At 64.6% G+C, this 25,908-nt stretch carries 28 protein-coding genes; 23 read left to right on the top strand and 5 right to left on the bottom strand.

Annotated elements, in window-relative coordinates; all coding sequences use genetic code 11:
• Positions 1 to 25: 25 nt before the first annotated feature.
• From RSW2DRAFT_RS15050 to RSW2DRAFT_RS15075, 7 genes are all read left to right on the top strand, one after another.
• The gene (locus RSW2DRAFT_RS15050) at positions 26 to 406 is read left to right on the top strand and encodes a head decoration protein (protein WP_008032465.1); all 381 of its coding nucleotides are present in this window, start codon (positions 26 to 28) and stop codon (positions 404 to 406) included.
• 33 nt (positions 407 to 439) lie between these two features.
• Positions 440 to 1,462 (top strand): major capsid protein, encoded by a 1,023-nt coding sequence (locus tag RSW2DRAFT_RS15055; protein ID WP_008032467.1) that lies wholly within the window; start codon positions 440 to 442, stop codon positions 1,460 to 1,462.
• 19 nt (positions 1,463 to 1,481) lie between these two features.
• Positions 1,482 to 1,796, top strand: a complete 315-nt coding sequence (locus RSW2DRAFT_RS15060) for a head-tail joining protein (RefSeq protein WP_008032469.1) — start codon at positions 1,482 to 1,484, stop codon at positions 1,794 to 1,796.
• Complete coding sequence (locus tag RSW2DRAFT_RS15065) at positions 1,793 to 2,428, top strand: DUF6441 family protein (protein WP_008032470.1); 636 nt, start codon at positions 1,793 to 1,795, stop codon at positions 2,426 to 2,428. The genes RSW2DRAFT_RS15060 and RSW2DRAFT_RS15065 overlap by 4 nt, the downstream gene beginning before the upstream one ends.
• 62 nt (positions 2,429 to 2,490) lie before the next feature.
• Positions 2,491 to 3,570, top strand: a complete 1,080-nt coding sequence (locus tag RSW2DRAFT_RS18090; protein ID WP_008032472.1) for a hypothetical protein — start codon at positions 2,491 to 2,493, stop codon at positions 3,568 to 3,570.
• Positions 3,567 to 3,908 carry an STAS-like domain-containing protein gene (locus RSW2DRAFT_RS17545; RefSeq protein WP_083800725.1) on the top strand — a complete coding sequence of 114 codons (342 nt, stop codon included), beginning with the start codon at positions 3,567 to 3,569 and terminating at the stop codon, positions 3,906 to 3,908. Before RSW2DRAFT_RS18090 ends, RSW2DRAFT_RS17545 begins: the two co-directional genes overlap by 4 nt.
• A 573-nt stretch (positions 3,909 to 4,481) precedes the next feature.
• Positions 4,482 to 4,904 carry a hypothetical protein gene (locus tag RSW2DRAFT_RS15075; RefSeq protein WP_040672389.1) on the top strand — a complete coding sequence of 141 codons (423 nt, stop codon included), beginning with the start codon at positions 4,482 to 4,484 and terminating at the stop codon, positions 4,902 to 4,904.
• A gap of 51 nt (positions 4,905 to 4,955) precedes the next feature.
• Here RSW2DRAFT_RS15075 and RSW2DRAFT_RS15080 read toward each other — a convergent pair whose 3' ends face one another.
• Complete coding sequence (locus tag RSW2DRAFT_RS15080; RefSeq protein WP_008032475.1) at positions 4,956 to 5,180, bottom strand: hypothetical protein; 225 nt, start codon at positions 5,178 to 5,180, stop codon at positions 4,956 to 4,958.
• Between the two features lie 106 nt (positions 5,181 to 5,286).
• Between RSW2DRAFT_RS15080 and RSW2DRAFT_RS15085 the strand changes: the two genes are divergently transcribed.
• The 3 genes from RSW2DRAFT_RS15085 (at position 5,287) to RSW2DRAFT_RS18585 (ending at position 6,895) form a co-directional block, all read left to right on the top strand.
• Entirely contained in the window at positions 5,287 to 6,228 is a 942-nt protein-coding gene (locus tag RSW2DRAFT_RS15085) for a phage tail tube protein (protein ID WP_008032478.1), read from the top strand.
• Positions 6,225 to 6,662 (top strand): hypothetical protein, encoded by a 438-nt coding sequence (locus RSW2DRAFT_RS15090; protein ID WP_008032480.1) that lies wholly within the window; start codon positions 6,225 to 6,227, stop codon positions 6,660 to 6,662. The genes RSW2DRAFT_RS15085 and RSW2DRAFT_RS15090 overlap by 4 nt, the downstream gene beginning before the upstream one ends.
• An 83-nt stretch (positions 6,663 to 6,745) precedes the next feature.
• The gene (locus RSW2DRAFT_RS18585; RefSeq protein WP_232209697.1) at positions 6,746 to 6,895 is read left to right on the top strand and encodes a DUF7697 family protein; all 150 of its coding nucleotides are present in this window, start codon (positions 6,746 to 6,748) and stop codon (positions 6,893 to 6,895) included.
• A gap of 4 nt (positions 6,896 to 6,899) precedes the next feature.
• On the opposite strand, the gene RSW2DRAFT_RS15095 is transcribed toward RSW2DRAFT_RS18585, so the two are convergent.
• The 3 genes from RSW2DRAFT_RS15095 to RSW2DRAFT_RS15105 all read right to left on the bottom strand — a co-directional run bounded on the left by RSW2DRAFT_RS15095 (position 6,900) and on the right by RSW2DRAFT_RS15105 (position 7,952).
• A complete protein-coding gene (locus RSW2DRAFT_RS15095; protein WP_008032483.1) occupies positions 6,900 to 7,190 on the bottom strand; it encodes a helix-turn-helix domain-containing protein in 291 nt (96 codons plus the stop codon).
• 169 nt (positions 7,191 to 7,359) lie between these two features.
• Positions 7,360 to 7,743: a type II toxin-antitoxin system VapC family toxin gene (locus RSW2DRAFT_RS15100; RefSeq protein WP_040672390.1), complete on the bottom strand. Its 384-nt coding sequence runs from the start codon at positions 7,741 to 7,743 to the stop codon at positions 7,360 to 7,362.
• A complete protein-coding gene (locus RSW2DRAFT_RS15105) occupies positions 7,740 to 7,952 on the bottom strand; it encodes an AbrB/MazE/SpoVT family DNA-binding domain-containing protein (protein WP_008032487.1) in 213 nt (70 codons plus the stop codon). The genes RSW2DRAFT_RS15100 and RSW2DRAFT_RS15105 overlap by 4 nt, the downstream gene beginning before the upstream one ends.
• Positions 7,953 to 8,022: 70 nt before the next feature.
• Between RSW2DRAFT_RS15105 and RSW2DRAFT_RS15110 the strand changes: the two genes are divergently transcribed.
• From RSW2DRAFT_RS15110 to RSW2DRAFT_RS18590, 12 genes are all read left to right on the top strand, one after another.
• The gene (locus tag RSW2DRAFT_RS15110; protein ID WP_008032490.1) at positions 8,023 to 10,557 is read left to right on the top strand and encodes a phage tail tape measure protein; all 2,535 of its coding nucleotides are present in this window, start codon (positions 8,023 to 8,025) and stop codon (positions 10,555 to 10,557) included.
• Positions 10,550 to 11,695, top strand: coding sequence for a hypothetical protein (locus tag RSW2DRAFT_RS15115; protein ID WP_008032492.1), 1,146 nt, complete (start codon positions 10,550 to 10,552; stop codon positions 11,693 to 11,695). Before RSW2DRAFT_RS15110 ends, RSW2DRAFT_RS15115 begins: the two co-directional genes overlap by 8 nt.
• Complete coding sequence (locus RSW2DRAFT_RS15120; protein WP_008032493.1) at positions 11,692 to 12,552, top strand: phage BR0599 family protein; 861 nt, start codon at positions 11,692 to 11,694, stop codon at positions 12,550 to 12,552. Before RSW2DRAFT_RS15115 ends, RSW2DRAFT_RS15120 begins: the two co-directional genes overlap by 4 nt.
• Before the next feature lie 100 nt (positions 12,553 to 12,652).
• Positions 12,653 to 12,901 (top strand): hypothetical protein, encoded by a 249-nt coding sequence (locus RSW2DRAFT_RS15125; RefSeq protein ID WP_008032495.1) that lies wholly within the window; start codon positions 12,653 to 12,655, stop codon positions 12,899 to 12,901.
• Positions 12,902 to 12,975: 74 nt separating this feature from the next.
• Positions 12,976 to 13,269 (top strand): hypothetical protein, encoded by a 294-nt coding sequence (locus RSW2DRAFT_RS15130; RefSeq protein WP_232209698.1) that lies wholly within the window; start codon positions 12,976 to 12,978, stop codon positions 13,267 to 13,269.
• Positions 13,262 to 16,588 (top strand): phage tail protein, encoded by a 3,327-nt coding sequence (locus RSW2DRAFT_RS15135; protein ID WP_008032498.1) that lies wholly within the window; start codon positions 13,262 to 13,264, stop codon positions 16,586 to 16,588. Before RSW2DRAFT_RS15130 ends, RSW2DRAFT_RS15135 begins: the two co-directional genes overlap by 8 nt.
• Complete coding sequence (locus RSW2DRAFT_RS15140; RefSeq protein WP_008032499.1) at positions 16,585 to 17,580, top strand: hypothetical protein; 996 nt, start codon at positions 16,585 to 16,587, stop codon at positions 17,578 to 17,580. The genes RSW2DRAFT_RS15135 and RSW2DRAFT_RS15140 overlap by 4 nt, the downstream gene beginning before the upstream one ends.
• Complete coding sequence (locus RSW2DRAFT_RS15145; protein WP_008032500.1) at positions 17,577 to 17,867, top strand: DUF6127 family protein; 291 nt, start codon at positions 17,577 to 17,579, stop codon at positions 17,865 to 17,867. The genes RSW2DRAFT_RS15140 and RSW2DRAFT_RS15145 overlap by 4 nt, the downstream gene beginning before the upstream one ends.
• Positions 17,868 to 18,163: 296 nt before the next feature.
• Positions 18,164 to 18,838: a YcbK family protein gene (locus RSW2DRAFT_RS15150; RefSeq protein ID WP_008032503.1), complete on the top strand. Its 675-nt coding sequence runs from the start codon at positions 18,164 to 18,166 to the stop codon at positions 18,836 to 18,838.
• Positions 18,838 to 19,092, top strand: a complete 255-nt coding sequence (locus RSW2DRAFT_RS15155) for a hypothetical protein (RefSeq protein ID WP_008032506.1) — start codon at positions 18,838 to 18,840, stop codon at positions 19,090 to 19,092. The genes RSW2DRAFT_RS15150 and RSW2DRAFT_RS15155 overlap by 1 nt, the downstream gene beginning before the upstream one ends.
• A gap of 377 nt (positions 19,093 to 19,469) precedes the next feature.
• Positions 19,470 to 19,790, top strand: a complete 321-nt coding sequence (locus RSW2DRAFT_RS15160) for an H-NS histone family protein (RefSeq protein ID WP_008032510.1) — start codon at positions 19,470 to 19,472, stop codon at positions 19,788 to 19,790.
• A 397-nt stretch (positions 19,791 to 20,187) separates the two neighbouring features.
• Positions 20,188 to 21,213, top strand: a complete 1,026-nt coding sequence (locus RSW2DRAFT_RS18590; protein WP_232209699.1) for an HNH endonuclease — start codon at positions 20,188 to 20,190, stop codon at positions 21,211 to 21,213.
• A 277-nt stretch (positions 21,214 to 21,490) separates the two neighbouring features.
• Here the strand turns inward: RSW2DRAFT_RS18590 and RSW2DRAFT_RS15170 are convergent, their stop codons facing one another.
• Complete coding sequence (locus tag RSW2DRAFT_RS15170; RefSeq protein WP_008032513.1) at positions 21,491 to 24,370, bottom strand: UvrD-helicase domain-containing protein; 2,880 nt, start codon at positions 24,368 to 24,370, stop codon at positions 21,491 to 21,493.
• A gap of 311 nt (positions 24,371 to 24,681) precedes the next feature.
• Between RSW2DRAFT_RS15170 and RSW2DRAFT_RS15175 the strand changes: the two genes are divergently transcribed.
• On the top strand, positions 24,682 to 25,779 hold the full coding sequence (locus RSW2DRAFT_RS15175; protein ID WP_008032515.1) for a Fic family protein: 1,098 nt from the start codon (positions 24,682 to 24,684) through the stop codon (positions 25,777 to 25,779).
• The last annotated feature ends 129 nt before the right edge of the window (positions 25,780 to 25,908 follow it).

Here is a 25,908-nt window from a genome sequence, read left to right on the forward strand (position 1 = left end):
GCCAACCCATCCCGGAGACTGACCAATGCCTGTCCTGATCCAACCGCCCAGCATGGGCGATGTCCTCAAATATGAGGCCAACCCGAACTACACCCGCGAGAGCGTGACCCTGCTGCAGGGCATGCCCTATCCGGTCGGCGCCGTGCTGGGGCGCATCACCGCCAGTGGCAAATACAAGCTGGCCACCAGCGGCGGCGCAGATGGGGCTCAGACGGCATCGGCCGTGCTGCTCTACGCCGTGGATGCCACCCTCGCAGACGCCACCGGCATCATCATCGCCCGCGGCCCGTCGATTGTCTCCCGCGCCGGGCTCGCTTACGACGCCACCGTCGATGATGCGGCCAAGATCACCACCAAACTCGGCCAGCTGGCCGCCGTCGGCATCATCCCGCGCGACGGCGTCTGACGCAGTTTTCCCCCACCTTCCTCGGAGCACCCCATGACCCTTGTCCGCAATCCGTTTGACGCTGGCGGCTATTCGCTGGCCGAGATGACGCAGGCCATCAACATCCTGCCCAACCTCTACACCCGCCTCGGCCAGATCGGCCTCTTCCGCTTTGAAGGCGTCACCCAGCGCTCGGTGATCATCGAGCAATACGAGGGTGTTCTCAGCCTTCTGCCCTCGGTGCCGCTTGGTGCCCCGGCCACCCTCGGCAGCCGCGAAGGCCGCTCGATGCGCTCCTTCGCCTTGCCGTGGATCCCGCATGACGATGTGATCCTGCCCGGCGACATCCAGGGCTCTCCCGCGCTGGGCGTATTTGACGCCGCCGACCCGCTGGTCGAGGTGATGAACCGCAAGCTGCAGCTGATGCGCCGCAAGCACGCCCAGACCCGCGAATACATGGAGATCAACGCCCTGCGCGGCATCGTGAAGGACGGGGCCGGGACCACGCTCTACAATTACTTCACCGAGTTTGGTCTGGCGCAAATCTCGGTCGATTTCCTGCTCGGCACTGCTGGCACCAATGTGCAGGGCAAGGTGCGCGAGGTGTTGCGCGCGGTCGAGGACAATCTGCTGGGCGAGGCGATGTCCTCGGTCCATGCGCTGGTCAGCCGCGAGTTCTTCGACAAGTTGATCGTGCATCCCAAGACCGAGGAGGCCTACAAGTTCTATGCCGCAACCGGCGCGCAGCCCTTGCGCGAGGATGTGCGGCGCAACTTCCCCTTCGCAGGCATCCTCTTCGAGGAATATTCCGGCACCGTCACGCTTTCCACCCGGGCGGCCGAACGGCTGGTGCCCGCCAGCGAGGGCATCGCCTTCCCGCTTGGCACCATCGACACTTTCACCACCTATGGCGGCCCGGCGAACTTGCTGGAGGCGGCCAACACCATGGGTCTGCCGCTTTACGCCCGCCAACATCTGGACGAGAAGGGCCGCTGGATTGATCTGATGACCGAGGCCTCGATCCTGCCGGTCAACAAGCGGCCGCGCATCGCCATCCGCCTGCACAGCTCGAACTGACCGGCGGGCGGACATCATCATGACCGTCTTCGCCGCCGCCATGGACCGCATCTATGCCAACCCCTCCATGGCGGTGGCCGCTGTCTGGATCTCGGCCGCCACATCGGCGGAACGCCCGATCCGGGTGATCCGCCGTGCGCCGGACCGGATCACCGAATTCGGCGCGGGCCGATTTGTCAGCGACACCATGATGGTGGATGTGCGCTTGTCCGACCTGCCCGATCCCCGCCCCGGCGATCTGATCGTGATTGGCAGCGACAGCTTCACCATTCAGGGCGAACCCCTGCGCGACCGCGAGCGGTTGATCTGGACGCTGGACCTGCGACCGTCATGAAAATGAAGATCAGCTTCGATCCCGACATCGTCGCGCTGATGCAGGCGGAAATCGCCGCCGGAGAAAAGGCGGTCTCCGCGGCGATGCGCAGCGCAGGCACCTCCCTGAAATCCGCCTGGCGGGCGCAAATCACCGGCGCGGGCCTTGGCATTCGCCTCGGCAATTCGATTCGGCTCGCGACCTACCCGAAGGCAAAGGACAGCCTGAATGCCGCGGCGCTGGTCTGGTCCAACGCGCCGGTGATCATCGGCGCGCATGACACCGGGCCGCTGATCCGCTCCAGGGATGGCTTCTGGCTGGCGATCCCCACCCCGGCGGCGGGGAAAATCAGCAAAGGCGGCCGGATCACCCCCGGCGAATGGGAACGCCGCAGCGGCTTGCGCCTGGTGTTCATCTATCGCCGACGGGGGCCGAGTCTGCTGGTGGCGGAGGGGCGGTTGAATTCCAAGGGTCGCGCTGTGGCGTCAAAATCGAAGACCGGACGCGGCGTGGCGACCGTGCCGATCTTCCTGCTGGTGCCTCAGGTCAAGTTGCGCAAGCGGCTGGATCTGGCAAGGGATGCAGAGCGGGCGGTGGATGGCGTGCCGGGGATGATCGTGGCGGAGTGGGTGCAGTCTACGACAATCACTTGACGCCTAATGGCCTCTCAGCTCTATTCCTCTGGCTATGGTTGATCTCAGAAATTAGGCGTGCAATGAAGCGAATTTCTCCCATTTATGCAATAAAAATTTCACGGAGAGCTATTCGCTCCTGGCAAAAGAATCTGGAACGAAAAAGAACGAAAAGGTGCCCAATAAAATGGATCGAGAAACGCGTCATTCTTTCCGAAAACTTCAACTTCTCTGCAAATTACATTGAAACAGTGCAGAGCCTGCAAGAGTTTAAAAGAGCAACACTTTCAAAGCCGAAATCGAGGGTTCGACACAAAGTATACATTGATCTGGCTTCAGTGAAGGACATTTCAATAGCTGGAGCCCTAGTGCTCGCTGCTGAAATTGATCGGTGGCGACGCTTGAAACGCGCGTCTCTGAAACCTCGCGATACGGAAAATTGGGACCCAATTGTGAAGCGCACGCTCACTTCGCTAGGATTTTTCGATCTACTTGGCGTAAGAATTGAGAGAAGCGCAAATGATGATTTCAACGGAAAAGAGGTTGTTGTTCTTCCGATGGTCACCGACGCACGGCTTGACGGTGAGATGCTCTATAGGATTGGTGAACATTTGGAAGTTGTTGCTGGCGTGTTTCGCCAAGATCCCACGATTTACGCAGCGTTAACTGAAGCTGCCTACAACTCCACCCTTCATGCTTATCCGACTGACCATAACTACGAGTTCCAGCCTTTGTGGAAGCGTTGGTGGGCAACGGCATGTTGGTCGCCACAGGAATCCGCTGTGAGGTTCATGATCTACGATCAGGGTGTTGGAATACCGGCCACACTCCCGCGTTCTCAAAAATGGGAGCGCATTAGAGAGTACATCAGCAAGGTACCCTTGATCGGAGGTTTTTCAAACGACGCGTCTGCCATGATCGAAGCAGCTATTGAGGTTTCTCGAACTTCGCGCGATGGGGGGCATGGAAAGGGGCTCAAGGACGTTGTCGCTCCGGTAACGGGTTTGGAAGGTGGCAGAGTGCGAATATTGAGCGGCCGCGGCTGCTACCTATGTTATGGTGATGGGACGATCGAGAAGAGCGATAGCGACCTACATATTGGGGGTACACTTATCGAGTGGACCATACCTACGGGTCATGCCGAAGTAGGAGTAGAATCATGACTACGACGATCAACATCGCGAAGGATTACACTCGGTTTCCGGGTGGACGTTACCCTGAGGACGGAAAAGGAAACGGTACCAGTTTCCGCAAGAAGTTCCTTGTCCCAGTGATGAAGAGCGGAGATCACGCAGTCGTGATTCTTGATGGAGCTGCAGGTTACCCGTCGTCCTTTCTCGATGAAGCTTTTGCTGGCTTGGTTCGAAAGGAGGGCTTTTCGGCCGAAAGTGTTTTGAAAGCACTGAGATTTCAAGCAACCGATCCAGGATTTTCTCGCTTCATTGAAATGATTGAGAGCTACGTCCGATCGGCCACTCCAGAGAAAGAAACGCATCATTGAGCGGGTGGTGTTCTTGAACTGGGAAAGCTTTGGCTGGCCTGCCCTCATTGGCGTACTTGGATATATTGGATCGCGCGGCGTCGAGACGGCCATTGGATATTTTTCTAACAGCGCGACTACTATCGAAGCGCGCCGCAACTCGGACTTAGAACGAATTGAGCAGGTTGCTTTTGAGATCCGCGATTTGGCATGTACCTACTGGAGTTCCTCTGGCGGGGCCGAAGGACAGAAAAGATTAACAGCATCAATCACTGGGCGTCTCAGCTTTTTGGCCGCAATGATTGATGAGCTCTTCAAGTCTCATAGTGATGAGTGTCGCTCGGCTCAAGAAGTGTTGCGAAGATTTCATGAATCGTGTTCGGAGGGTGATTTCGGTGTTATCGCCCGAGACCCTGAACCAGAGCGGTGTCAAGACATAGAGCGTTTCGCTTACGAGTTGGTGCATCGAACAGCAAGTCTTAGACGGAATCTCCCTCGCGGAAGAAACTAGAGCGCATGCCTCACATTGGCACGCGAGAGCTCATTTGCACTATCCATACTAGATTTGATTTGCGTTCGCCGAAACTGGATAAATTGCCAACCACCCGCGAAACCGTCCTCGCCGCGCTTCACACCCGGTTGCAACCCCTTGCCGCCCTCTTCCTGCGCGACGAGGTTCTGCCAGAACGCATCCCATCCGCTGGCCTGATCATCCTGCGCGACGGCCAACCGGGCGAGCCGGAGGTGACGCTGTCACCACTGCGCTATCACTACCAGCACCGAGCCGAGCTGGAGGTCGTCGTCCAGACGGGAACTGGCCGGGCCAGCGCCTTCGACACCTTGATCTCTGCCATCGGCGCCGCGCTGGAAGCCGACCGGACACTCGGCGACCTCTGCGACTGGATCGAACCGGAAGCCCCTTCTTCTGTCGATCTTCCCATCGAGGGCGCATCTACCTTGAAGGCGGCGGTGATCACCGTCGTGCTGCACTACACCACAACTAACCCCCTGCTTTGATGCCGGACAATGCTGCCCGCTGAGGCTTACGGGGAGCCTGTTCTGCGGATTTCACTCCTGACTGTTCGGGTTGTCCCCAAGCAACCAGAGCAGAAGGCAGGCCAGGATTGGCGAAAGCATCAGGCTCAGCAGCACCCATCCAAATGCACTGCGGCCACGGTCCGTCGCCATGCCTGCGGGAAGCATGATGAACAGCCAGAGCGTGAAATACAGGATTGCCAGCATGAACACGATGATTGCCAGCATGTAAACGATGGAAAAGACGGCTTCGATCATGGCGATTTCCCAAAGGCGCCCCGTCCCAAGAGGCTGATGAGATTTCAAAGTTCGAAACCTCTTGCCCGGCCGAAATACAGACTCTCTAGGAAAGGAGAAACACCCAATGGCACGTGCGCAAGGCGCGCGGGCGCAGATGGCGCTTGCGTTCGAGACGGTTTACGGCAGCCCGCCGGGGAACGGCTTCACCAGGATGCCGTTTGCCAGCACCTCGCTGGGATCGGAACAGCCGCTGCTGGACAGCGAGCTGCTTGGCTATGGCCGCGATCCGCTGGCGCCGATCAAGGACGCGGTGACGGCGGACGGCGATGTGGTGGTGCCGATCGACGCCGAGGCCTTCGGGTTCTGGCTGAAGGCGGCGTTCGGCGATCCGGTCAGCTCGGGGGCAGGCCCCTACACCCACACGTTCCATTCCGGCAGCTGGGTGCTGCCCAGCATGTCGATCGAGACCGGCATGCCGGAGGTGCCGCGCTATGCGATGTATTCGGGCTGCATGCTGGATCAGATCAGCTGGCAGGTGCAGCGGTCAGGCCTCTTGACCGCCACCGCGCGTCTGGTGGCGCAGGGCGAGACCATCACCGCGATCACCGGCGCGGGTGTGCCCGGGGACCTGGCGCTGCAGCGGTTTGGTCATTTCAACGGCGAGATCAGCCGGAACGGGGCGGCGCTGGGCAATGTGGTCTCGGCCGAGATCACCTATGCCAACAACCTCGACCGGATCGAGACCATCCGCAGCGACGGCCGGATCGACGGGGCGGATCCCTCGATCGCCGCACTGACCGGCAAGATCGAGGTGCGCTTTGCCGACAGCACGCTGGTCGCCCAGGCGATCAACGGCGATCCCTGCGCGCTGGAATTCGCCTATGTCCTGCCCTCGGGCGAGGGCTTCTCTTTCGTGGCGCATGCCGTCTATCTGCCGCGCCCGCGCATCGAGATTGCCGGGCCACAGGGCGTGCAGGCGAGTTTCGAGTGGCAGGCGGCGCGCGACAGCGCCCTTGGCCGGATGTGCACCGCAACCCTGATCAACAGCATCGGAACCTATTCATGATCCGCCTGAACCTGACCGCCAGCCCTGAATGGCTGGCCCTGGCGCCCGACCTGCGGCTGCTGGTGGCACCGCTGACCACCGCGCTGATGGTCTCGGCCCGTGCCGACGCCGCCGTCGAGGCTCTGGCGGGCACGGCCAGCACCGAAGCCCTGGCGCTGGCCATGGCCAAGGCGGTCGCCCGCCGCGCCGTGCTCGATTGGAAGGGGGTTGGTGATGCGCTGGGCCAGAGCCTGCCCGTCACGCCGGACGGCATCGACGCCCTTCTCGAGGTCTGGCCGGTGTTCGAGGCGTTCCAGATCCGCTATGTCGCCCGCGGCCTGCTGCTGGACGCAGAAAAAAACGCCTCACCGCCCTCGCCGACTGGTCCTTCGGCGGCGGCGGGCGCTACTGCGAAGCCTGCGCGGGGCCCTGCCCGGACTGCCCGGCACGGCTGAACCGGCCGCAGACGCCGGAGGGTTGGCAGATCTGGGATCTGGTCGGCCGCCTTGGTGGCCAGCTGCGGATTCTGCCGGGGGCGGTGATCGGCTGGGACATGGGGGCGGCATTGGCGCTGGCAGGGGCGCTGGGCATCGACCCGCTGGTCACCGCCGAACTGCTGCCCGCGATCGAGGCGGTGATGGTGCGCAAGCTGAACGAGCATCTGGCAGAAGCGCAGGACTATATCTGACGCTTCAGCCCGCCAGCATGCGCTGGACGATCTGCGGATCCCTGGCGATCAGCGCCAGCAGCACCCGGGCAGGTCCGTCCGGGCTGCGGCGGCGCTGCTCCCAGTTCAGCAGTGTGCCTTTCTTGACGCCGATGCTGCGGGCAAAGTCGGCCTGCGACAGGCCGGTGCAGGCCCGGATCGCCTGCACGTCGGGTTCCGGCAGCTCGATCAGATGGACATTGCCCATGGCTACGCCGCTGGCGTGCGACAGTGCCTCCTTCAGACCCAGTTCGATGCTCTTGAACGCGTCGCTCATCTCGTCCTCCTGTCGCTTGCCGACAGCCATTCGCCCAATGATCTGACGGCCTCGGTCTCGGAGACCGTCAGGTTTGCATTCGCAGTCATGTCCGCAAGGCCGGGATCGCGCAAGCCGAACGCCCACCTCGCAGCCGTCTTCACCATCGCCGCCGCAGACGACCCAACCCTCACCCGCTGACCTTCGCCACGACGGTCACGCCCTGCAGCCCGGCAAAATGCTGATCGCAAGTCAGCAGCATCGCTCCATGCGCGCGGGCGGTGGCGTAGATGATGGCATCGGCGGTGGCGAGCTTGTGGGCGCGGCAGGCTTCGGCGGCGGCAAGGGCGGTTTCGGTATCGAGGGGGATGACTTCGCAGACCTGGGTGAAGGCGATGACCTGATCGGCCTTGTCCTCGCCCACCTCGCGGGTCAGCCATTTCGCGAGCTCGAGCTGCACCATGGTGGGGACCAGCCAGTCGGCCTGCTCGGGCAGATGCGGCGCCACGGCGAGGCCGGTGGCGGAACCGGTCAGCCATTCGATCCAGGCCGAGGTGTCAACAAGGACCCTCAGAACCGGTCCGCCCGGTCACGGTAATCGGAGGGTGCGGCACCACGCGCCAGACCCTGCAAGGCCTCGCGCTTGGGGACCGGCACCAGCAGCACACCGGTGCCCTTGGGAATGAAGGCAAAGGTCAGCCCGGCCTCCCAGGACTGCGCCCGCCGGATCGCCTTGGGGATCGAGATCTGGAACTTCGAGGACAGGATCGCGGTCTCGGACATGCTCATACCACCTTTTGATCGATCAGACGAACGTAAGACAGATGACCCGCCGTTGCAAGGAGCCTGACCCATGACAGAGAAACGCGTCTCGGTCCGCCTGGTGGCGGTCGGCGGCCGCCAGGTGCGCGCCGAACTGGAAGGCGTAGGGCAAGCGGGCGCGCGCGGCTTTGGCCGGTTGTCCACCGAGATGGAGCTGGCCAATGCACGGCTGGGCAGCTTTGCCCGCAAGGCCGGGATTGCGCTGGCGGCGGTGACGGTGGCGGCGGCCGCGGCGGGTGTGGCGATGATCCGCTCAGGCATCGAGACCATCAGCGCCCAGGTCGACATGGCGGCCTCGCTCCGGACCACGGTCGAGAGCTTGCAGGTTCTGACCTGGGCCGGGGAACTGGCGGGGGTGTCGCTGGGCGAGATCGAACAGGCGACAAAGAAGCTGACCACCCGGCTTTCGGAGGCGGCGGCGGGGTCGGGCACGGCCGTGGGGGCACTGGAGCGGCTGCAGCTGAGTGCCACCGCATTGCAAGCCTTGCCGCTCGATCAGCGCATCGTGGCGATCCAGGAGGCGCTGACCCGGTTGGTGCCCGAGGCCGAACGCGCCGCGGTGGCCTCCGATCTTTTCGGCGACAAGGCGGCGCTGGCGTTTCTGCGCATTGACCCCGCCACCTTGCGCGAGGCTGCCAAGGACGTGCGGGACTTCGGGGTGGCTGTGAGTGCTACGGATGCCGCGCAGATCGAACGCAGCGGCGATGCCATCGCCCGGCTCAGCCTGATCTGGCTTGGCCTGACCAACCGGCTGACCGCCGCCGTGGCCCCGGCACTCGAGACCGTCGCCAATGCGCTGGCCGCCATGGCGCGCGGCACCGGTCCCTTGGGGGCTGCGATCAACGCCCTCTTCGCCAACATCGGGCGGCTGACCACCTATGCCGCAACCTTTGCTACCCTGCTGGCCGGGCGCTGGGTGGCGGGTCTGGCGGCGGCGGCGCTGTCGGTCAGTGGCCTTGCCACCGCCCTGGTCATCCTGCGCGGTGCGCTGATCCGCACCGGCATCGGCGCGCTGATCGTCGGTGCCGGTGAGCTGGTCTACCAGTTTGGCCGCCTCGCCGCCGGGGCAGGCGGCTTTGGCGCAGCGATGGCACTCCTGGGCGATCTCGCCACGCAGGTCTGGAACCGCATCGGGCTCGGGGCGTCGGCCGCTGCCGCCAGCGCCTTCGCGGCCTTCGCCGGGATCCAGGCGGCGGTCGCCACGGCGATGCAGGGCGCCATCGCGGCGGTGGTCGGTTTTGCCAACACCGCCGTCAACAGCTTCGAGGGCGCGTTCGAGGCGATCAAGGCGGTCTGGGGGCTGTTGCCCGCCGCGATCGGCGATCTGGCGTTCCAGGCGGCCAACAGCCTGATCGACGGCGTTGAGAGCATGCTCAATGGCGTGGTGGCGCGGATCAACGGCTTCATCGCCGGGGTCAATTCCGGGCTGGAAGCGCTGGGCTCGGAACGCCGCATCACCCTTCTGGGCGATCTTGATCTCGGCGAGATCGAGAACCGCTTTGCCGGGGCCGCGAGCCAGGCCGCCACCGCCGCCCAGGATGCCTTTGCCGCGGCCTTCGCCGACAACCCCTTGGCAATACCCGATCTCGGCCTCACCGCCAGCGCAACCGAGGCGGAAGCCGCGGCCGAAGGCTGGCGCCGCGCGGCTGCCACACTGTCGGAGGGCGCGCGCCAGCCGCTGCCCGCCCTTGCCGCCCTGAAGGCCGCGATGACCGCCAGCGGTGCCGGGGCCGGAGCAGCCCTCGACGGCGCCAGTGCCGCGGCGGCGCGGTTTGACGCAGCCCTCGGCGAGGACGGCAGCAGCGGTCCGGCGGCGGCGCTGGACGAGACCGCCGCCGCCGCGGGCCGGGCCGGAGGCGCGCTGCAATCGGCCGCCAGCGGTGCCGGGGCGGCCTGGGACGCAGCCAAGGCCGCGATCGAACGCACCAAAGAGGTGGCGCGCGGGCTCAGTGAAGACATCACCGGGCCGCTGAAGGAGGCGCTGAAGTCGGGCGAGCTCAGCTGGCAGACTTTCGCTTCGGCGATCTCCGGCATTGCCCGCAATCTGGCCAACCGGCTGATTGATCAGGCCTTCAAGCCGATCGAGGACGCGCTGTTCCGCGCTTTCTCCGGCGGCGGCGCCGGGGGCGGCGGCGGCATCTTCGGCTGGCTGACCGGGGCGATTGGTCGGCTGTTCGGCGGCGGCTTTGCCAAGGGCGGGGTGTTCGGGACCGGCGGCGCGCTGACCGCCTTCGCCCAAGGCGGCACATTCGGGGGCGGCACATTCGGAGGCGGCGGCACGTTTGGCGGTGGCGGCAGCATTGTCACCCGCCCGACGGTGTTTCCCTTTGCCCGCGGCATCGGGCTGATGGGCGAGGCCGGTCCCGAAGCCATCCTGCCGCTGCGCCGTGGCGCCGGGGGCCGTCTCGGGGTCGAGACCAGCGGCGCCGCCGCCGCCCCGGCCCCGGCCACCCACATCATCAATGTGCTCGACCCCTCGATCGTCGGCGATTATCTCGCCACCCCCGCGGGTGAGCGGCTGATCGTCAACGTGATCCGGCGCAACCGGGGAGGCCTCAATGTCTGACCCCGACCTGCCGCTCTGGCCCTTCCCTGTGCGCCAGCCGGTCAGCGAGGTGCTGGAATGGCAAACCGATGTGCTGGCCTGCGCTGCCGCCGAACAGCGGCTTGCCCTGCGCGCGGCCCCGCGCGAGAGCCTGACCTACACGCATCTGCTGGATGCAGGCGGCCTTGCCCGCGCCGCAGCCCTCGCCCGCGCCGGGTATCTTGGCGACGGACTGCTGCCGCTCTGGCACCAGGCCGGGCGGGCCGCGACCGATCTTGCCGCCGATGACAGCGTGATCTTCCTCGACACTGCCGCCGCCGATTACCGCGCACCGGGGGAGGCCATCGTCGCCCTCGATGGCGGCGAGGCGTTGCGGGTTGCGGTGGCGGCGGTGTGGCCCGACCGACTGGAACTCTCATCACCGGTCGGCGCCGCGCTGACCCGGCCGCTGGTTGCCCCGGCGCGCCGGGCCTTCCTGACTGCCCCGGTCAGCATCGAGCGCCGCCGCCAGAGCCTCGGCAGCGTCACCGCGAGTTTCGCGCTGCGGGATGGCGCTGATCTCGGCACCAGCGCCGATCCGGCCGCCACCAGCCACCTTGGCCTAGCGGTGCTGACCGATCCGGCAGTGCTGCGCCAGCCGCTGGCCGCCAGCCTGGCCCAAAGCCTCGAGATCATCGACAACGGCTTCGGCCCGCTGGTGGCCGAGCCGCTGTTGAACTATCCGCAGGAGCGCTGCAGCCTGACCCTGATCGACCGCGGCCGCAGCGCCATCTGGTCGCGGCGGCGCTGGCTGCACCGGCTGCGCGGTCGCCAGGGTGCCTTCTGGCTGCCAAGCTGGGGCCGGGAGCTGAGACTGCAGGCGGCAGTCCCGGCCAACGCCACATCGATGATCGTGGCGCCGCTGGAGGATCTCACCCTCTGGCCCGGCCGTCAGGTGATGTTCGAACGGACCAGCGGCCCGATCTGCCGTGCCATCACCGCCGCCAGCTACCACGCACTGGGCGCCCGCCTGAGCATTGCCGCCCCGGGCATCACGATTGCCGCCGCCACGCCGGTGCATCTTCTGACCCGGATGCGGCTTGATACCGACCGGATCGAGTTCGAGCACTTTGCCAGCCGGACCGAGTTCAGTCTGGCCCTGATCTCTGTGCCCGCATGAGTTACGATCTGGCCGAGACCTCCACCGCCGAGGGCCGCCCGTATTTCCTCTACCTCTTTGCCGAAGGCGAGCGGCTCTGGCGCTTCACCAGCCGGGCGGCCGACTGGCTCTCCCCCGCGGCAGCGTTTCCGGCGGAGGGGGTGGATCTGAACTGGGCCGCCGCGGCGATCTCGCATGGCGCCATCGTCCAGAGCAGCGATCCGCGCCGGGTCGATCTTTCCGTCACCTTGCCGCTGTCCGACCCCTTCGCCCGGCGCTATCTCGGCCCGCGCAGTGGCCCGGTCACCAGCCTGACGATATTTCGTGGGCATGAACAGCTGCCCGCCGAGGTGGTGGCGCATTGGAAGGGCCGGGTGGTCTCGGCCCGCACCGAAGGCCCGCGCATCACCCTGCGCTGCGAATCGCTCTTCACCGCGATGCGCCGGGCGGGTGTGCGGGCCAAATACCAGCGGCTTTGCCGCCACCCGCTCTATTCCCGCGGCTGCCGCCTCGACATCGAGACCTACTTCGTCGGTGGCAACGCCAGCGCCCGGGCGGGCAACCAGATCACCGTGGCCGAGGCCGCCCTGCTGCCCGATGGCTGGTTCCGCGGCGGCGTGCTGCGCCATGCCGGGGCCTTCGGCTTCATCATCGGTCATAGCGGCGCCAGCCTGACGCTGGCGGGCCGGATGCCGGAACTGGAGGCGGCGATCGATGCGGCGATCGCGGCACCCGACACTCTGGCGCTGATCGAGATGGCGCCGGGCTGCGATCTGCGCAGCTCCACCTGCAAGGCCAAGTTCGGCAATCTGCTGAACTTCGGCGGCTTCCCCGACATCCCCGGCCGCAACCCGTTCGGCGGCACCAGCATCGTCTGACGGGCATCACGCAAGGCCCACTCGCAAGGCCCACCCTCAGGCCTTCCCAAAAGCCCTCCCTCGGGGCCAACCCCAAGGCCCTCCCTCAAGGACATCCGCCATGGTCTGGAATTTCCTGATCCAGATCGTCGTCAGCCTGGCGCTGACCGCGATCTCCTATGCGCTCTCGCCGCATCCGAAGTCCGAGACCCCCAAGGCCGCCGGGCTCGACGAGTTCGACCTGCCCACCGCCGAGGAAGGCCGCCCGATCCCGGTGGTGTTCGGCACCGTGCTGCTGCGCGGCCCCAATGTGGTCTGGGCCGGGGATCTCAGGGTCGACCCGATCCGCAAGAAAGGCGGCAAGAAGTGACTGAATCCAATGAAGCCGCAGCAGCGCCCTCCGCCGAACCCGCCGCAAATCTGCCCACCCAAACCGGGGCGCCGATGGCCGACCAATCCGGCGCGGCCCCGATTGCCAAACCCGCAGCGTCCTTGCCCGTCCAACCGGTCGAACTTCTGTCGGCACCCCTGCCAGAGCCCCTGATCGTCACCCTGCAGGATCTGCGCGCGGCCCGGCTCTGTTTTCAGGGCGCCCGGCCGTGGTTCCGCCGCCAGGGGCTGGACTGGCAGCAATTCCAGATCCACGGCATTGACGCCGAGATTCTCGCAGCCTCCGGTGATGCGCTGGCACTGCGGGTGATCGAAGCCGCCCGCAACCGGGTCGGCCGCGATGGGTAGCGCCAAGTCCCAGACCGTCGGCTACCGCTATTCGCTGGGCGTGCATCTGGCGCTCTGCCACGGCCCGGTCGATGCCATCCGCGAGATCCGGGTTGATGACCGCACCGCCTGGTCGATCGGCACCGCCCAGAGCAGCAGCGCCGCCGGATCCGGCGCGGGCGCCCAGGCGAGCTATGGCAGCCTGACCGGGGTCTCGGCCGAGGCCGGAACCGGCGGGGCAAGTGTGGCCACCCTGCGCTTTGCGGGCATGCTGCCGGGCATCCGGCTGGGGGCCAGCTACGATCTGCGCCTGGCCAGCGACGGCAGCCGCCGCACCGTCACCCTGCAGGCGGTGAGCCATGCCAAGTCGACCGGCATCACCACCTGGCTGGTCGAACCGGCCAGCACCGCCTTTGCCGCCCAATCCGCCACCGTCACCGAGGCCGCCAGCCTGCCCAGTCTCAGCCAGGGCGCCGCGGGTGGCCGCATCCGCATCAACGCCCCGGAGCTCTTTGGCGGCGAGACCCGCGAGGGCGGCATTGTCGGCGATATCGACGTGCTGATGGGCGAGCCCGCCCAGGGCCAGAACGATTATCTGGCCGCCCGGGCGCGCTCGGATGTGCCGGGCTACCGCGGTCTCTGCAGCCTGGTGCTGCGCCAGGTCTACATGGGGCTGAACCCCTATCTCAAACCCTGGTCGGTGCGGCTGACCCGGGTGCTGCAGGCCGCCGACGGCGCCCCGCAATGGTATCCGGCCAAGGCGCAGATCGTGCCCGAAGCCCGGATCGACGATGCCGCGGTCTATATCGCCATGGATGCCTCGGGCTCGATGTCGGGCAGCCGGATGGCCGCCCAGATCGCCGCCGTCGCCCGGCTGATCCGCGAGATCAGCGCCAACGCCGCCCCGGATGCAGGTGCTGGCCCGAATGATCTGCAGATCGTGACCTACAATGCAGCCGTCACCGGCACGGTGCTGCGCCGCAACGCCGATGCCGCGGCCTACGGCGAGTTGACCGCATGGGTCGAAGCCCTCTCGCCGCTCACCGAAGGCGGCACCGACTATGGCGCCGCTCTCAGTCTTGCATCCGCCTTCTTCAGTGGCGCCGCTGCCAAACACCGCATCCTGATCTTCGTGACCGACGGCGCCCCCAGCCCCGCCGCCACGCTGCAGACCGCCAAGGCCACGCTGGCGGCGATCACGGGCGTCGATGTCTTTGCCTTCAACATCGCGCTTGCCGACACCAGCGCCACCGCCGAGCTCGACAACACGCCCGTAGATGGCGTGCCGGTGGTGCCGCCCGATGATCCCGAAGCCCTGGTGGCCTCGCTGCGCGCAGGCTTCGGCCGCGGCCCCGACATGAACCCCGCCCATATCATCCGCGAATGCCTGACCAATGCCGATTGGGGTCTGGGCCATGCCGCAGCCGACATCGGCCCCAGCTTCACCGCGGCGGCGGACGCGCTCTTTGCCGAAGGCTTCGGTCTGTCGTTGCTCTGGCAGCAGGACGGCACCATCGAGGAGTTCATCGCCGATGTGCTCAAACACATCGACGCCCATCTCTTCGTCGACCGCCGCAGCGGCCGCTGGGAACTGCGGCTGATCCGTGCCGATTATGATGCAGCCACCCTGCCGGTGTTTGACGACAGCTCTGTGGTGGATTGGGGCGAGCTCGGCCGCCGCGAGACCGCCGATCTCGTGAACAGCGTCACCGTGAAGTTCTCCGACATCCGCACCGACCAGACCGGATCGGTCAGCGTCACCGACACGGCGCTGGTGCAGCAGTTGGGCCAGGTGATCAGCGCCACTGTCGATTATCCCGGCATCCGCTTCGAGGCGCTGGCGGTGCGCGCCGCCGAACGCGATCTGCGCGGCCTCTCGGCGCCGCTGCTCACCGGCGAGATCACCGTCAGCCGCATCGGCGCAGGTCTCGAGCCCGGCGATGTCATCCGCCTCTTCAACCCGCGCCGCGGCCTCGACGGGCTGGTGGTGCGCATCGCCGAGATCAGCCATGGCGACGGCCGCAACAACGGCATCCGCATCAAGATCGCCGAGGATGTCTTTGCTCTCGGCCGCACCGCCATTGTCGGCGGCGAGAGCGGCGCCAGTACTGCCCTGATCCTGCCGCCGCGGCCGCTCACCCGCCGCTGGGTCGAGGAGGCGCCCTACTGGCTCCTGGTGCAGGAACAGGGCCATGCCCAGGCCGACGCGCTGCTGGCCGAAGACCCGGGCTGCGGCGCCATCATCGCCGCGGGCGAACGACCCTCGCCCGACGCGCTCTCGGTGCAGGTCTGGGCCGACAGCGGGGCGGGTTTCGGGCTGGAACAGGCGGTGGCCTTCGTGCCCGCAGCACATCTGACCGCCGCCATCAGTGATGATCCGGCCGAGGACACGATCTCTGTCGGGGGCTGGAGCGGGCTTGGCGATGTGGCGATCGGCACGCTCGCATCCCTTGGTCCGGAGCTGGTCCGCATCGATGGCGTCTCTGCCACCAGCCTCACCATCGGGCGCGGCTGTCTCGACACCGTGCCAATGTCCCATGCCGCGGGCACTGCCCTGCTTTGCTGGCAGCAGCTTGGCAATGCCAGCGAACCGCGCTTTGCTGCCAGCGAGGCCGTGGCGGTGAAGATGCTGCCGGAGACCGGCTTTGGCACCCTGCCGCTGGCGCAAGCCCCGGCCGATCAGATCACCCTTGCCAGCCGCGCCATCCGGCCGCTGCCGCCGGGCAATCTGCGGGCCAATGGCACCAGCACCGTCAACCCGAACCTTCTGAACCTCGGCCCGGTGCTGCTGACCTGGGCGCATCGCGACCGGCTGCTGCAAACCAGCTCCGTGTTTGACGCCTATGATGCAGGCGACATCGGCCCGGAACCCGGGGTGAGCTATGTTCTCGAGCTGCGCTGGGTCGATCCGGTGAGCGGTGCGGTTCTGGAGCCCGTGGTGGCCCGGCTCCTGGCGGGCAGCGCCAACAGCTTCACGCTGGGCAAGGACGCCATTCCGCTTGCCACCGCCCCGCCGGGCACAAGACATTTCGAGCTGCGGCTGCAGGCCGAGCGCAGCACCGGTTCGGTCACCTACCAGCCCTGGACCGCCCGCGCGATCCGGCTCTTCGTGCCCGACGGCATCAAGATCGCCGAAGCCGGGCTCTGGGCCGAGTTCGGTGCGGGCGCCGCGACCATCAGTGCGGCCCGCGCCGAGCTCTGGATCAGCCGTGGTGCGAGCGCCGGTGCGATGAGTGCCGCTGCGATCAGTTGCGGCCGGGCCGATCTCTTCATCGAACGCGGCGGTGCGTCTCGCCCGACCAGCAGTCAGGTTTCCATCTACATCGAGGTTCTGCCATGAGTTACATCCTCCATCTCGGCCATCAGACCAGCGATCTCTCCGGTGCCAGCGGCCGCATCAGCACCGATGCCGCGGGCTTTGACCCCACGCTTGACGTCAATTGCATCAAGATCTCCACCCTCCCGAATGCCGCCATGGCCTTCGCCGCGGCCTGGCGGCTGCCCACCGCCGATCTCTGGCTCGGGTTCCGCTATGTCGCACCGAACCAGAGCGCCCATCTGATCGGCGTCGACGGGATGTTTCTGGAGTTCTACGACGCCGCGGCCCGGCTGGTGGCGCAAATCCGCACCCGCAAGGATGATGACAAATACCACGCCCAGGCCAATGGCGACGCCGCGGTCGAAGGCGCCTCCACCTTCATCGCCGCCATCGGCCAGCCCTACTGGATCGATGTGCGGGTCTCGGTCGGCGCCAGCATCACCATCCAGTTCCATGTCGATGGCGTGCTGCAGAGCACCGCCACCGCCGCCAACACCGCAGGCAAGGGCCGCCCGGTCCAGTGCATCTGGCGCAATTCCGCCCTGCACGAATATTACACTGTCGCCCCCTGCTACTATGCCCATATTGCCGTCCTCGACGGGGTCTCCACCATCGGACGGCGCTTCGTGCGCCGTCGCCCCGACCTGATCGGCGCCTACAACCAGATGCCGGGCGGCATCGAGGCGCTGAAGGATGATGATCCCTCCACCCGGGTGGCCAGCGACATCGCAGGCCAGCGGCTTTCCTTCTCGCTGACCGGCCCCACCGGCCCCGCCGGGGTCACGTCGGTGGCGGGTGTGCATCTCAAGCAGATCGCCCAGGCGGGCAGTGCCGGACCCGCCGCCATGGCAGGCTTTCTGCGCATCGCCGGGGCTGACCATGATGCCGCCCCCGGCACGCCCTCGCCCGATCTGCCGACCGCGCTCTATGCCAGCTGGGGCGTCAATCCCGCCACCGGCCTGCCCTGGACCAGTGCGACGCTGCCCGCGGAAGTCGGGATTGTCTCGGCATGACCCCCTCGCAATCCCGTCAGGGCTTCGTGCGCATGCCCGATGCCGAGTTCGAAGCCATCCTGATCCGCGCCGCCGAGGAAGGCGCACGTCGCGCGCTGGCCGATGTCGGGCTGGACGGCGCCGAAGCCGCCCTCGACATCCGCGATCTGCGTTCGCTGCTCGAGGTGCTGCGCTTTGCCCGCCGCACCGCCGTGCAGACCGCTGTGCGCATGTTCACCACCTCCATCATGCTCGCCCTGCTCGCCGGGATCGCGATCAAGCTGAAGGTGTTCAGCGGCGGGCCGTGACTGCACGCGGCTGAACGGGCGGTCCGGAAATGCCCGGCCCGGTTCGGATCGGGCAGCAAACCGAGCCCGATCAGACGGTGCGCGTGCCCGGCCACGGTTCAGATTGTCCGCAAACGTCGTGACCAGACCGGCGGCAGGCAATGCGCCGCCCAGATCCGGCCGAACGCATCCGGCCAGGGCTTCGGGACCAGAGATACGCGGCCCGGGCTTCGCGGCCCCGGCGCCGATCACGACCCCACCAACCAAACCCTTTACCCCCGCCCGCTGCAAGGCGGGTCTTTTGTCAGGAGACGACCATGACCACCACCACCTTCAAGCATTTCCGCGATGTCCCCGAGGCTGACTGGCGCTGGCCCAGCTTCTCCCCCGCCGAGATCGCCTGCCGCGGTACTGGCGCGCTGATGATCAATACCGAGGCTCTCGACAAGCTGCAGACCCTGCGCAACCGTCTCGGCAAGCCGCTGATCGTGCTCTCGGCCTATCGCAGCCCGGCCCACAACAAGGCGGTCGGTGGCGCCCCGGCCTCCAAGCACATGCTGGGCACCGCCTTCGACATCTCGATGGCGAACCACGATCCGGCGCAATTTGCCGCCGCTGCCCGAGCTGTCGGTTTCCTTGGTTTTGGCACTTATCCGCGTTCGGGCTTCCTGCACATCGACCTCGGCCCGGCCCGGTCCTGGGGTGAGCCCTTCCCGGTGCGGGCGACAGCCTTCGCCGCGGAACTGCCGCCCGCCCGCGAGGTGCTGGCCGAGAGCCGCACCCTGAAGGGCGGTGGTGCCGCGGGGCTCGCCACCGTCGGCGCCGCCGGTGTCGAGGTGGCCCAGCAGGTTCTGGGCGAGACCCAATCCGCCATCCTGCCGCTGGTGCCCTATCTCGACACTCTGCGTTGGGTGCTCATCGCCGTGGCCCTGCTCGGCATTGCCGTGGCCATCCACGCGCGCGTCGATGACTGGAAGCGGGGGCAGCGCTGATGGGCTGGATCCTGTCTGCCCTCACCACCAGCCGCTGGGCACGGGCTGCGGCGATCTATGCCGCTGCGGCCCTCACCCTCGTCCTGTTCCTGCTGAACCTGCGCCGCGCCGGAGAACGTGCCGGGCGGCTGGCGGAACGTCTGCAAACCAAGGAGAATGCCCATGCCGCGCAACGCCAGATGCTCGAGGCCGCCAGCCGCCGTCCTCGCGATGCTGATGCTCTGGCTCAGCGGATGCGCGACGGGCGGTTCTGATCCGGGCGCCGGGGTCTGTCCGCCGGTCGTGGAATACAGCCGAGCAGAGCAGGCGCGGGCGGCAGAGGAAGTCGGGGCACTGCCGGACGGCGCCGTGATCGGCGGATGGCTGGCGGATTATGCGGTACTGCGGGATCAGGCACGGGAGTGTTCCGGGCTGCAGGTGCCGTAGGTATCTGGCATTTGCTGGTGATGGCGCTTCCGGAACCATTGCAAATCTAGGGGCATTTCTGGCAGAGTCGTGAAATGCCATTCAACGCGGCGGCAGTTGGTCGGAAGATTCAATTGCCGCCGCACCACTATTTTTAAGGCTGGGCGTTGCAAAATCACGTTGTGACGATTATTCCCCGGCAGAACTTTTTGGATAAGGGGCCCAAATGTCTGACTTCAACATCAACGCACTGTCGCTCAAGGACCTGAAGCAATTGCAGAAGGATGTCGCCAAGGCGATTTCCGGTTTCGAGGACCGGCAAAAGGCTGAAGCTCGGGCGAAACTGGAAGCCCATGCGCGGGAATTGGGCTTCAGTCTTTCCGATCTCGCAGGTGTCGAGGTCAAAGCAACCCGCAAACCCGCCGCGGCAAAGTACCAGCATCCGGAAAACCCCAGCGTCACCTGGTCCGGGCGTGGGCGGCGGCCGCTCTGGTTTACTGAGGCGATCGCAGCAGGGCGCAAGGCCGAGGATCTGGTGGTCGGCTGACGGGACGGGCAAGGCAAGGCTGCAGCCCGTAGGTTTCAAGCGATCAGAAGCGATCGTGGGCTGCAGCCAGTTTAGCGGACACGAAGATAAGATCGTGACCAAGAAACTTTATTATGGTTATGCCGTGGCGGCAGTTTAGCCGCGACTTCAAGGTCGAGGCGATAGGGTCCGTGACATACAGGGGCGTTACTGTCGCACAGGCTGCCGTCATCTTGTCGGCGACCGACGCAATGGGCGGAAAGCTGACTGACTGCAGCGTGGCACCTGACGCGGACAGTTACCGACATTCGATCGAAAATCGACGCGCACGGTCGGCGTCCTGTCAAAACAACGCGCATTGCCATCGCTTTTCTACTTGCTTCTCCAGGAATGCTGCGCTGTTGTTTGATCTATGCCTTTGAAGGACCTCACGCGAGATTCTGTTCTGCAGGCAGTGGCGGAATTCGACCGTCTTGGCCGCGACCAGTTTCTGTCGAAATATGGCTTTGGCACTGCCAAGTCATACTACATCGTCGTGAACGGCAAGCAGTACGATTCAAAAGCAATCGCCGGTGTCGCCCATGGTTACGCTCGACCGGATCTTGGCCCACTCGCGTTCTCGGATTTCTCAGGAGGCCAAGCTCAGGTTCAGAGACCCCTGGACAGGCTCGGCTTTGAGGTTTTCGCCGACAACCCTGCTGAGCTGAGGAAGGAGCGCAATCCGAACTGGACGCGAGACGAGTTGATCCTCGCACTCGACTACTACCTTCAGCACCCCGGCGAGTCTCACGACGACAGTTCGCCTGGCGTCACTTCGCTCTCCCAGCAGATTAACGCGTTGGCGCAACTGCTTGGCCACGGCACCTCGGAAACTCTTCGGAACGCAAATGGCGTCTCGATGAAGCTGCTGAACTTCAGAGCACACGATCCCGAATACACCTTGCGAGGACAGGTTGGGCTTCAGCGCGGAAACCGATTGGAGAAGGAACTCTGGGACCGGTTCGCCCATGATCAGGCAGACCTAAAGCGAATTGCGGATTCGATCAAACAGCGCATCGATGCCCCAGATGAGGATTTGCGAGAAGCACTGTTCGGCCCCGAGGAGCCCGAAATAGCCGAGGCCGAGGAAGGGCGTCTCGTCACCAGGCTTCACCGCTTTAGGGAGAGGAATCGGCTATTGGTAAAGCGCAAGAAGGAAAGCTACGCAAAGAAGCAGGGGCGATTGTGCTGCGAGGCCTGTGACTTCGACTTCGGTGCCAAATATGGGCAGAGAGGCGAGGGCTTCATCGAATGCCACCACACCAAGCCTGTAAGCTCACTAACAATTGGCGAAAAGACGAAGGTCTCAGACCTCGTTCTGTTATGTGCAAATTGCCATAGGATGGTGCACGCAAAGGCGCCGTGGCTGACGGTGGCAGCGTTGAAGGCACTGCTGGTAAGATAACTCGGAGTCGAGGCCAAAAACGCCGAGTCCGGTTTGCGACCATCAGGTCGCGGAGTTCCAGGTCCGTGTCGCCGTACTCAACGGCTTTACAGCGCTTGGCATACCCGTCACCGAAGCCGTGTCATAACTCTTTCCTGGGAAAGGGGAACCACGTCCATCAACTGATTTGTGCAACAGAGCAGTTTCGAGGAACTGCCGGTGATAGCCGGTCTCAAATATTGACATCTCAATGCCGCGTTTGGCCAACACAATTTTTGGCACAATTGTCCACCCTGCATCAATTCCTGGTTCGGCGCCTGGGCCTCCTGGCGACGGGCCGTTCGGCCGCCGAAATCTTCGCTTTACCAACACAGGTTGGATAGCGGACACAGCCGAGGAACCGCCCATAAGTACCACTGCGTTCGACCAGCCAGCCATCTTCACATTCCGGACAGGTCGGATAGCTGGCGCCGCAGGTACATCGCGTTTCCATCGTTCCATCCGCGCGACGTGGCAGGGCGGTGGCGCAGGACGGGCATGCAGGTAGCAGGTTTGCACAGTGCTGGACATGCTCGCAACGATACCAGATACGACCATCCTGCCCGGTGACGCCCAGCAACCGCCCGCCGCATTCACCGCAAACATGGGCCTCTTGTTCCGCGCCAGGTGCCGCCACGATGCCATAGGCAGGGTCGTTCTTCAGCTCGGTGACAAAGGCCGACGGCCGCGCATTTGATGCAAGGATCGTCATTGTGTGTCGGGCCCGGGTCATCGCGACATACATGACACGCCGCTCTTCGGCATTCTGGTATGCCTCTTCCTCCGGCGAGACCAGCGATAGAAGGAGATCATCGACGATCTCCGAGGGGAAACCTGTGCGACCGCTGTCGGCATTCAGGAGGATCACATGGTCCGCTTCCAGGCCTTTCGAGGCGTGGATGGTTTTAAAGGTGATGCGAAGTTGGGAGAAGCAACGTCGAAGTCCCTGCATGTCCGGTTCAAGAAAGCGATATCGGCCAAGCAGCAGAACAGTTGCGGGCTTTGCCTCCGGGTTCGGGCCTGTGGCAAGCGCAGAGAGGACGTCAGACAGTTTTCGTTCATCCTCGTTCCTCGACACCGTTACGATCCTGATCGCCGGTTCTGTTGCTGTTCCGGCTGGGACAATCCGCTTCTGGATCTGCGCCGGGTTCCGAAGGACGAAGGTTCTGGCTGCAAAGGCAATCTGGTCGACGGAACGAAAGGTGCGACCGAGATCGACGGTTCTGTGCAACCCTGCCTCGCCATCGAAGCTGCCACCGAACTCGCGCCCGAAATGGCGCATCAGATGGATGTCGGAACCGGCAAAGCGGAAGATCGACTGCCAGTCATCGCCAACAGCAAAGACGCGCACATCCGGATGCTGGGCCTTCAGCGCCTTCACCAGCCGGGCCCTGCTTTGCGAGATGTCCTGGAATTCGTCGACCAGAATATGGCGAAACGGGCTGACATAGCGGCCGGTCTCGGCATAGTGCGCGGCGCGCAAGATCATGTCTTCGAAGTCGATCCGTCCGTCGAGCCGCCTCTGGTATTCTTCGAAGACCGGCGCAAACACGTCGAGAAACGCGCGGGCCCGCTGTCCCTGCTTCATCCGCACGGATTTGGCCTCGCAGTCCTGAAGACTGTAGCCCCCACTCTTGAACTTGCGCAGGAAGGTTCCGAGCAGCTTCGAGAACTCATCCACCTGCTTCAGCTCGACGATCCGGTCATAGATCGTGTCGAGCGGGCGCGGTTTCAGGGTGACATGCGGCGCCAGTTTTTCGGCGAGGCCGGTCAACAGTCGCCCTTCCTGTCGTTCGTAGCTGTAGGTCTCGATAAGGATTGTCTCATGTTCGGCGTGGACCTGCCGCTTCCATACCATGCCAGCCAGATATTTGTCGCGGTCGACAAAAGGTGCGGTGACCAGCCGTTCGCTGCCATTGGACATTTTCTGGCGGCGCACCCCGAAGTGCTCGATGTAGATGCCGCTTTCGGTCAGGCGGAAATCGGGCTGATAGTCCCGTCGGCCGGTTTCCGGGATCTTGTGCTCGTAGACGGGTTCGTACTCGTATTCGACGCCGTTTTCATAAAGCCAGTTGGCGATCTGCAGCTCTTCGTAGCTCTTGACCTTTTCGCCCTGCAGCGTGCGCAGGTCCTGGCTTTCCATGTGGGTGTAGAACTCGTGCTTGGTGTTGAAGTCCCATTCGGTTTTCGGCTCGACCAGAAAATGCGCGAACCACTGGATGATCGCCTTGGACACGGCCGACTGGGATCGCACCAGGTCTTTCAGGATCTGCTTGATCAGATTGGTGAAGGCCAGGTCATCGGTGGCATGGTCAGCCAAAGCGGGCTTCGACCCTTCGACAATGCCGATGATGTCATAGGCAATCGCGTGGAACGTTCGGGCCACGATTGGCACTCCGGAGCGCGCCTCGACCCGCTCCGACATCTCTGCCGCGGCGTTTTTGGCAAATGCCAGCAACAGGATTTCTTCCGGCCGCCGGATGCCCGCCTTGACCAGATAGGCCGCTTTGGCGGTGATCACGCTGGTCTTGCCTGATCCTGCCCCGGCAAGAACCAGCGTTGCGTCCTCGTCCACGACGATGGAAAGCCGTTGCTCCGGTGTCAGCGGCTTGCTTTCGATCGTGTCGAAGAAATCCTTCCAGCGATCCAGTTCTGCCGTGACAAAAGCGGAGATGCCATTGGCCCGTGCCGTCCGAGGGTCGCCTGCGAACTTCCGGACCACCGCAATACGCGCCGTCGCCTCGGGGCCGATGGCCTCCGACTGCAACTTCGATAGCAGCGACGTATCAAGGGCGCGTGCATCATCAAGCAGCGGTGACACCTTGCAAGCAGCCGGATAGCTGGTCGGCCCTTCGAGCGCCCTCACCGCTGCAAGGACCCTTTCCAGGCGCGCGGCTTCCTTTTCAAGGGCCAACAAGTTGAACCGGACCCATGCCTCCTTCAGTTCCTTCGAGAATGCCCGGGCATCAAGGTGGCTTGCGCCCTTCAGGGTGACGTCGTTGTGGACGTCCGAGGTGATGGTAAGGGCGGTTCCAAGCATCCCCTTCCGGATGGAAGGAGGACTCGCCAGCGACTGCAGCGAAATGGACGCAATCCGGCCACGGCGCATGATCCGCAGGTGCTCCCCGTCGATCTCCATGGCGCGAGCGGACTTGCCGAATGGATCAGCCAGAAATCCGAGCAAAGGGCGTTGTTGTAGTCGAATCAATGAACTGGGCCTCTTGATCGCGTCCGGTCAGCTTGTGCTGCGACCAGGGCTGACTGCAACATTGATCGGCGACTTAGGGTGCGGTTTCTTGGCTCGGCGAACGGCGCCTCGAGCGAACTCCATCCGCACGCTCTGCCGCGTGCGGAGAATAGTGGCATTAATCTCCGCAGCTCTTGCGGCGCTTTTACTTGCGCTTGCGGCGAATGCCCCCCACAATCGCCGCGCATGATGCGGAGATTGTGATGTACATCTGGGAGCAACCGGACTGGCAGAAACTAACGTGGAAGGACGCGACCATTGCCGCACGGCTGGCGGAGGTGCGCCATGACCAGGGACGGCTCATCGGCCGCATGGAAGCACTGGGCTTCAGGCTGCGCGAAGAGGCCGTGCTGCAGACTCTGACGCAGGACGTCGTCAAGACGAGCGAGATCGAGGGCGAGCAACTGGACGCCACGCAGGTGCGGTCATCGCTTGCCCGTCGCCTTGGCATTGACATCGGCGCCCTGCCCCCGACCGACCGCAACGTGGAAGGCATCGTCGAGGTGATGCTGGACGCGACGCGGAACTATGCCTCCCCCCTGACCACCGAGCGCCTGTTCGGGTGGCATGCAGCCCTGTTCCCCACTGGGCGCAGCGGCATGACAAGAATCATCGTCGGGAACTGGCGTGACGACAGCACCGGCCCAATGCAGGTTGTGTCGGGGCCCTACGGCCGGGAGCAGGTGCACTATTCGGCGCCACCGTCGACGCGGGTCGCGGCCGAGATGGGCGCCTTCCTTGCCTGGTTCAACGCGCCGACCTCCACCGATCCGGTAATCAAGGCTGCGCTCGCGCATCTGTGGTTTGTAACGATCCACCCATTCGAGGATGGCAACGGCCGCATCGCTCGCGCTATCGCCGATCTGGCGCTCGCCCGGTCGGAGAAAAGCCCGCAGCGTTTCTACAGTATGTCAGCGCAGATCAGGGCGGAACGGGCTGCCTACTATGATCAGCTGGAGCGGACACAGAAGGGCGGAACTGACGTCACCGCATGGATCCTTTGGTTTCTCGAATGCCTCGGACGCGCGATTCATGGCGCGGAGGGTGTCCTGGCGGCCGTGATCGCAAAGGCTCAGTTCTGGGAACGGGCCGGGTCGCTGGCGTTGAACGAACGCCAAATCAAGGTGCTGAACCGCTTGCTGGACGGGTTCGAGGGAAAGATGACCTCGTCAAAGTGGGCAGCGATTGCCAAATGCTCGCAAGACACCGCCAACCGCGACATCGCGGCGCTGATCGACGCGGGTCTTTTTCGGAAGGGCGAAGGCGGCGGGCGCAGCACGCATTACGAGGTGGCGCTGTGAGGGCTGTGGCCGCGAACATGGCCCCGTGCAGGGGGGGGACTCTTCAAACGTTGACCAGGTGTTGACAAGAAATGCAAACGTCAAAACCCGACTGTTTAGGTCGGGTTCTATCTATTTGATAAGACGAGA

This window comes from Rhodobacter ferrooxidans, assembly GCF_000176015.1.
In the GTDB taxonomy this organism is placed as follows: domain Bacteria; phylum Pseudomonadota; class Alphaproteobacteria; order Rhodobacterales; family Rhodobacteraceae; genus Pseudorhodobacter_B; species Pseudorhodobacter_B ferrooxidans.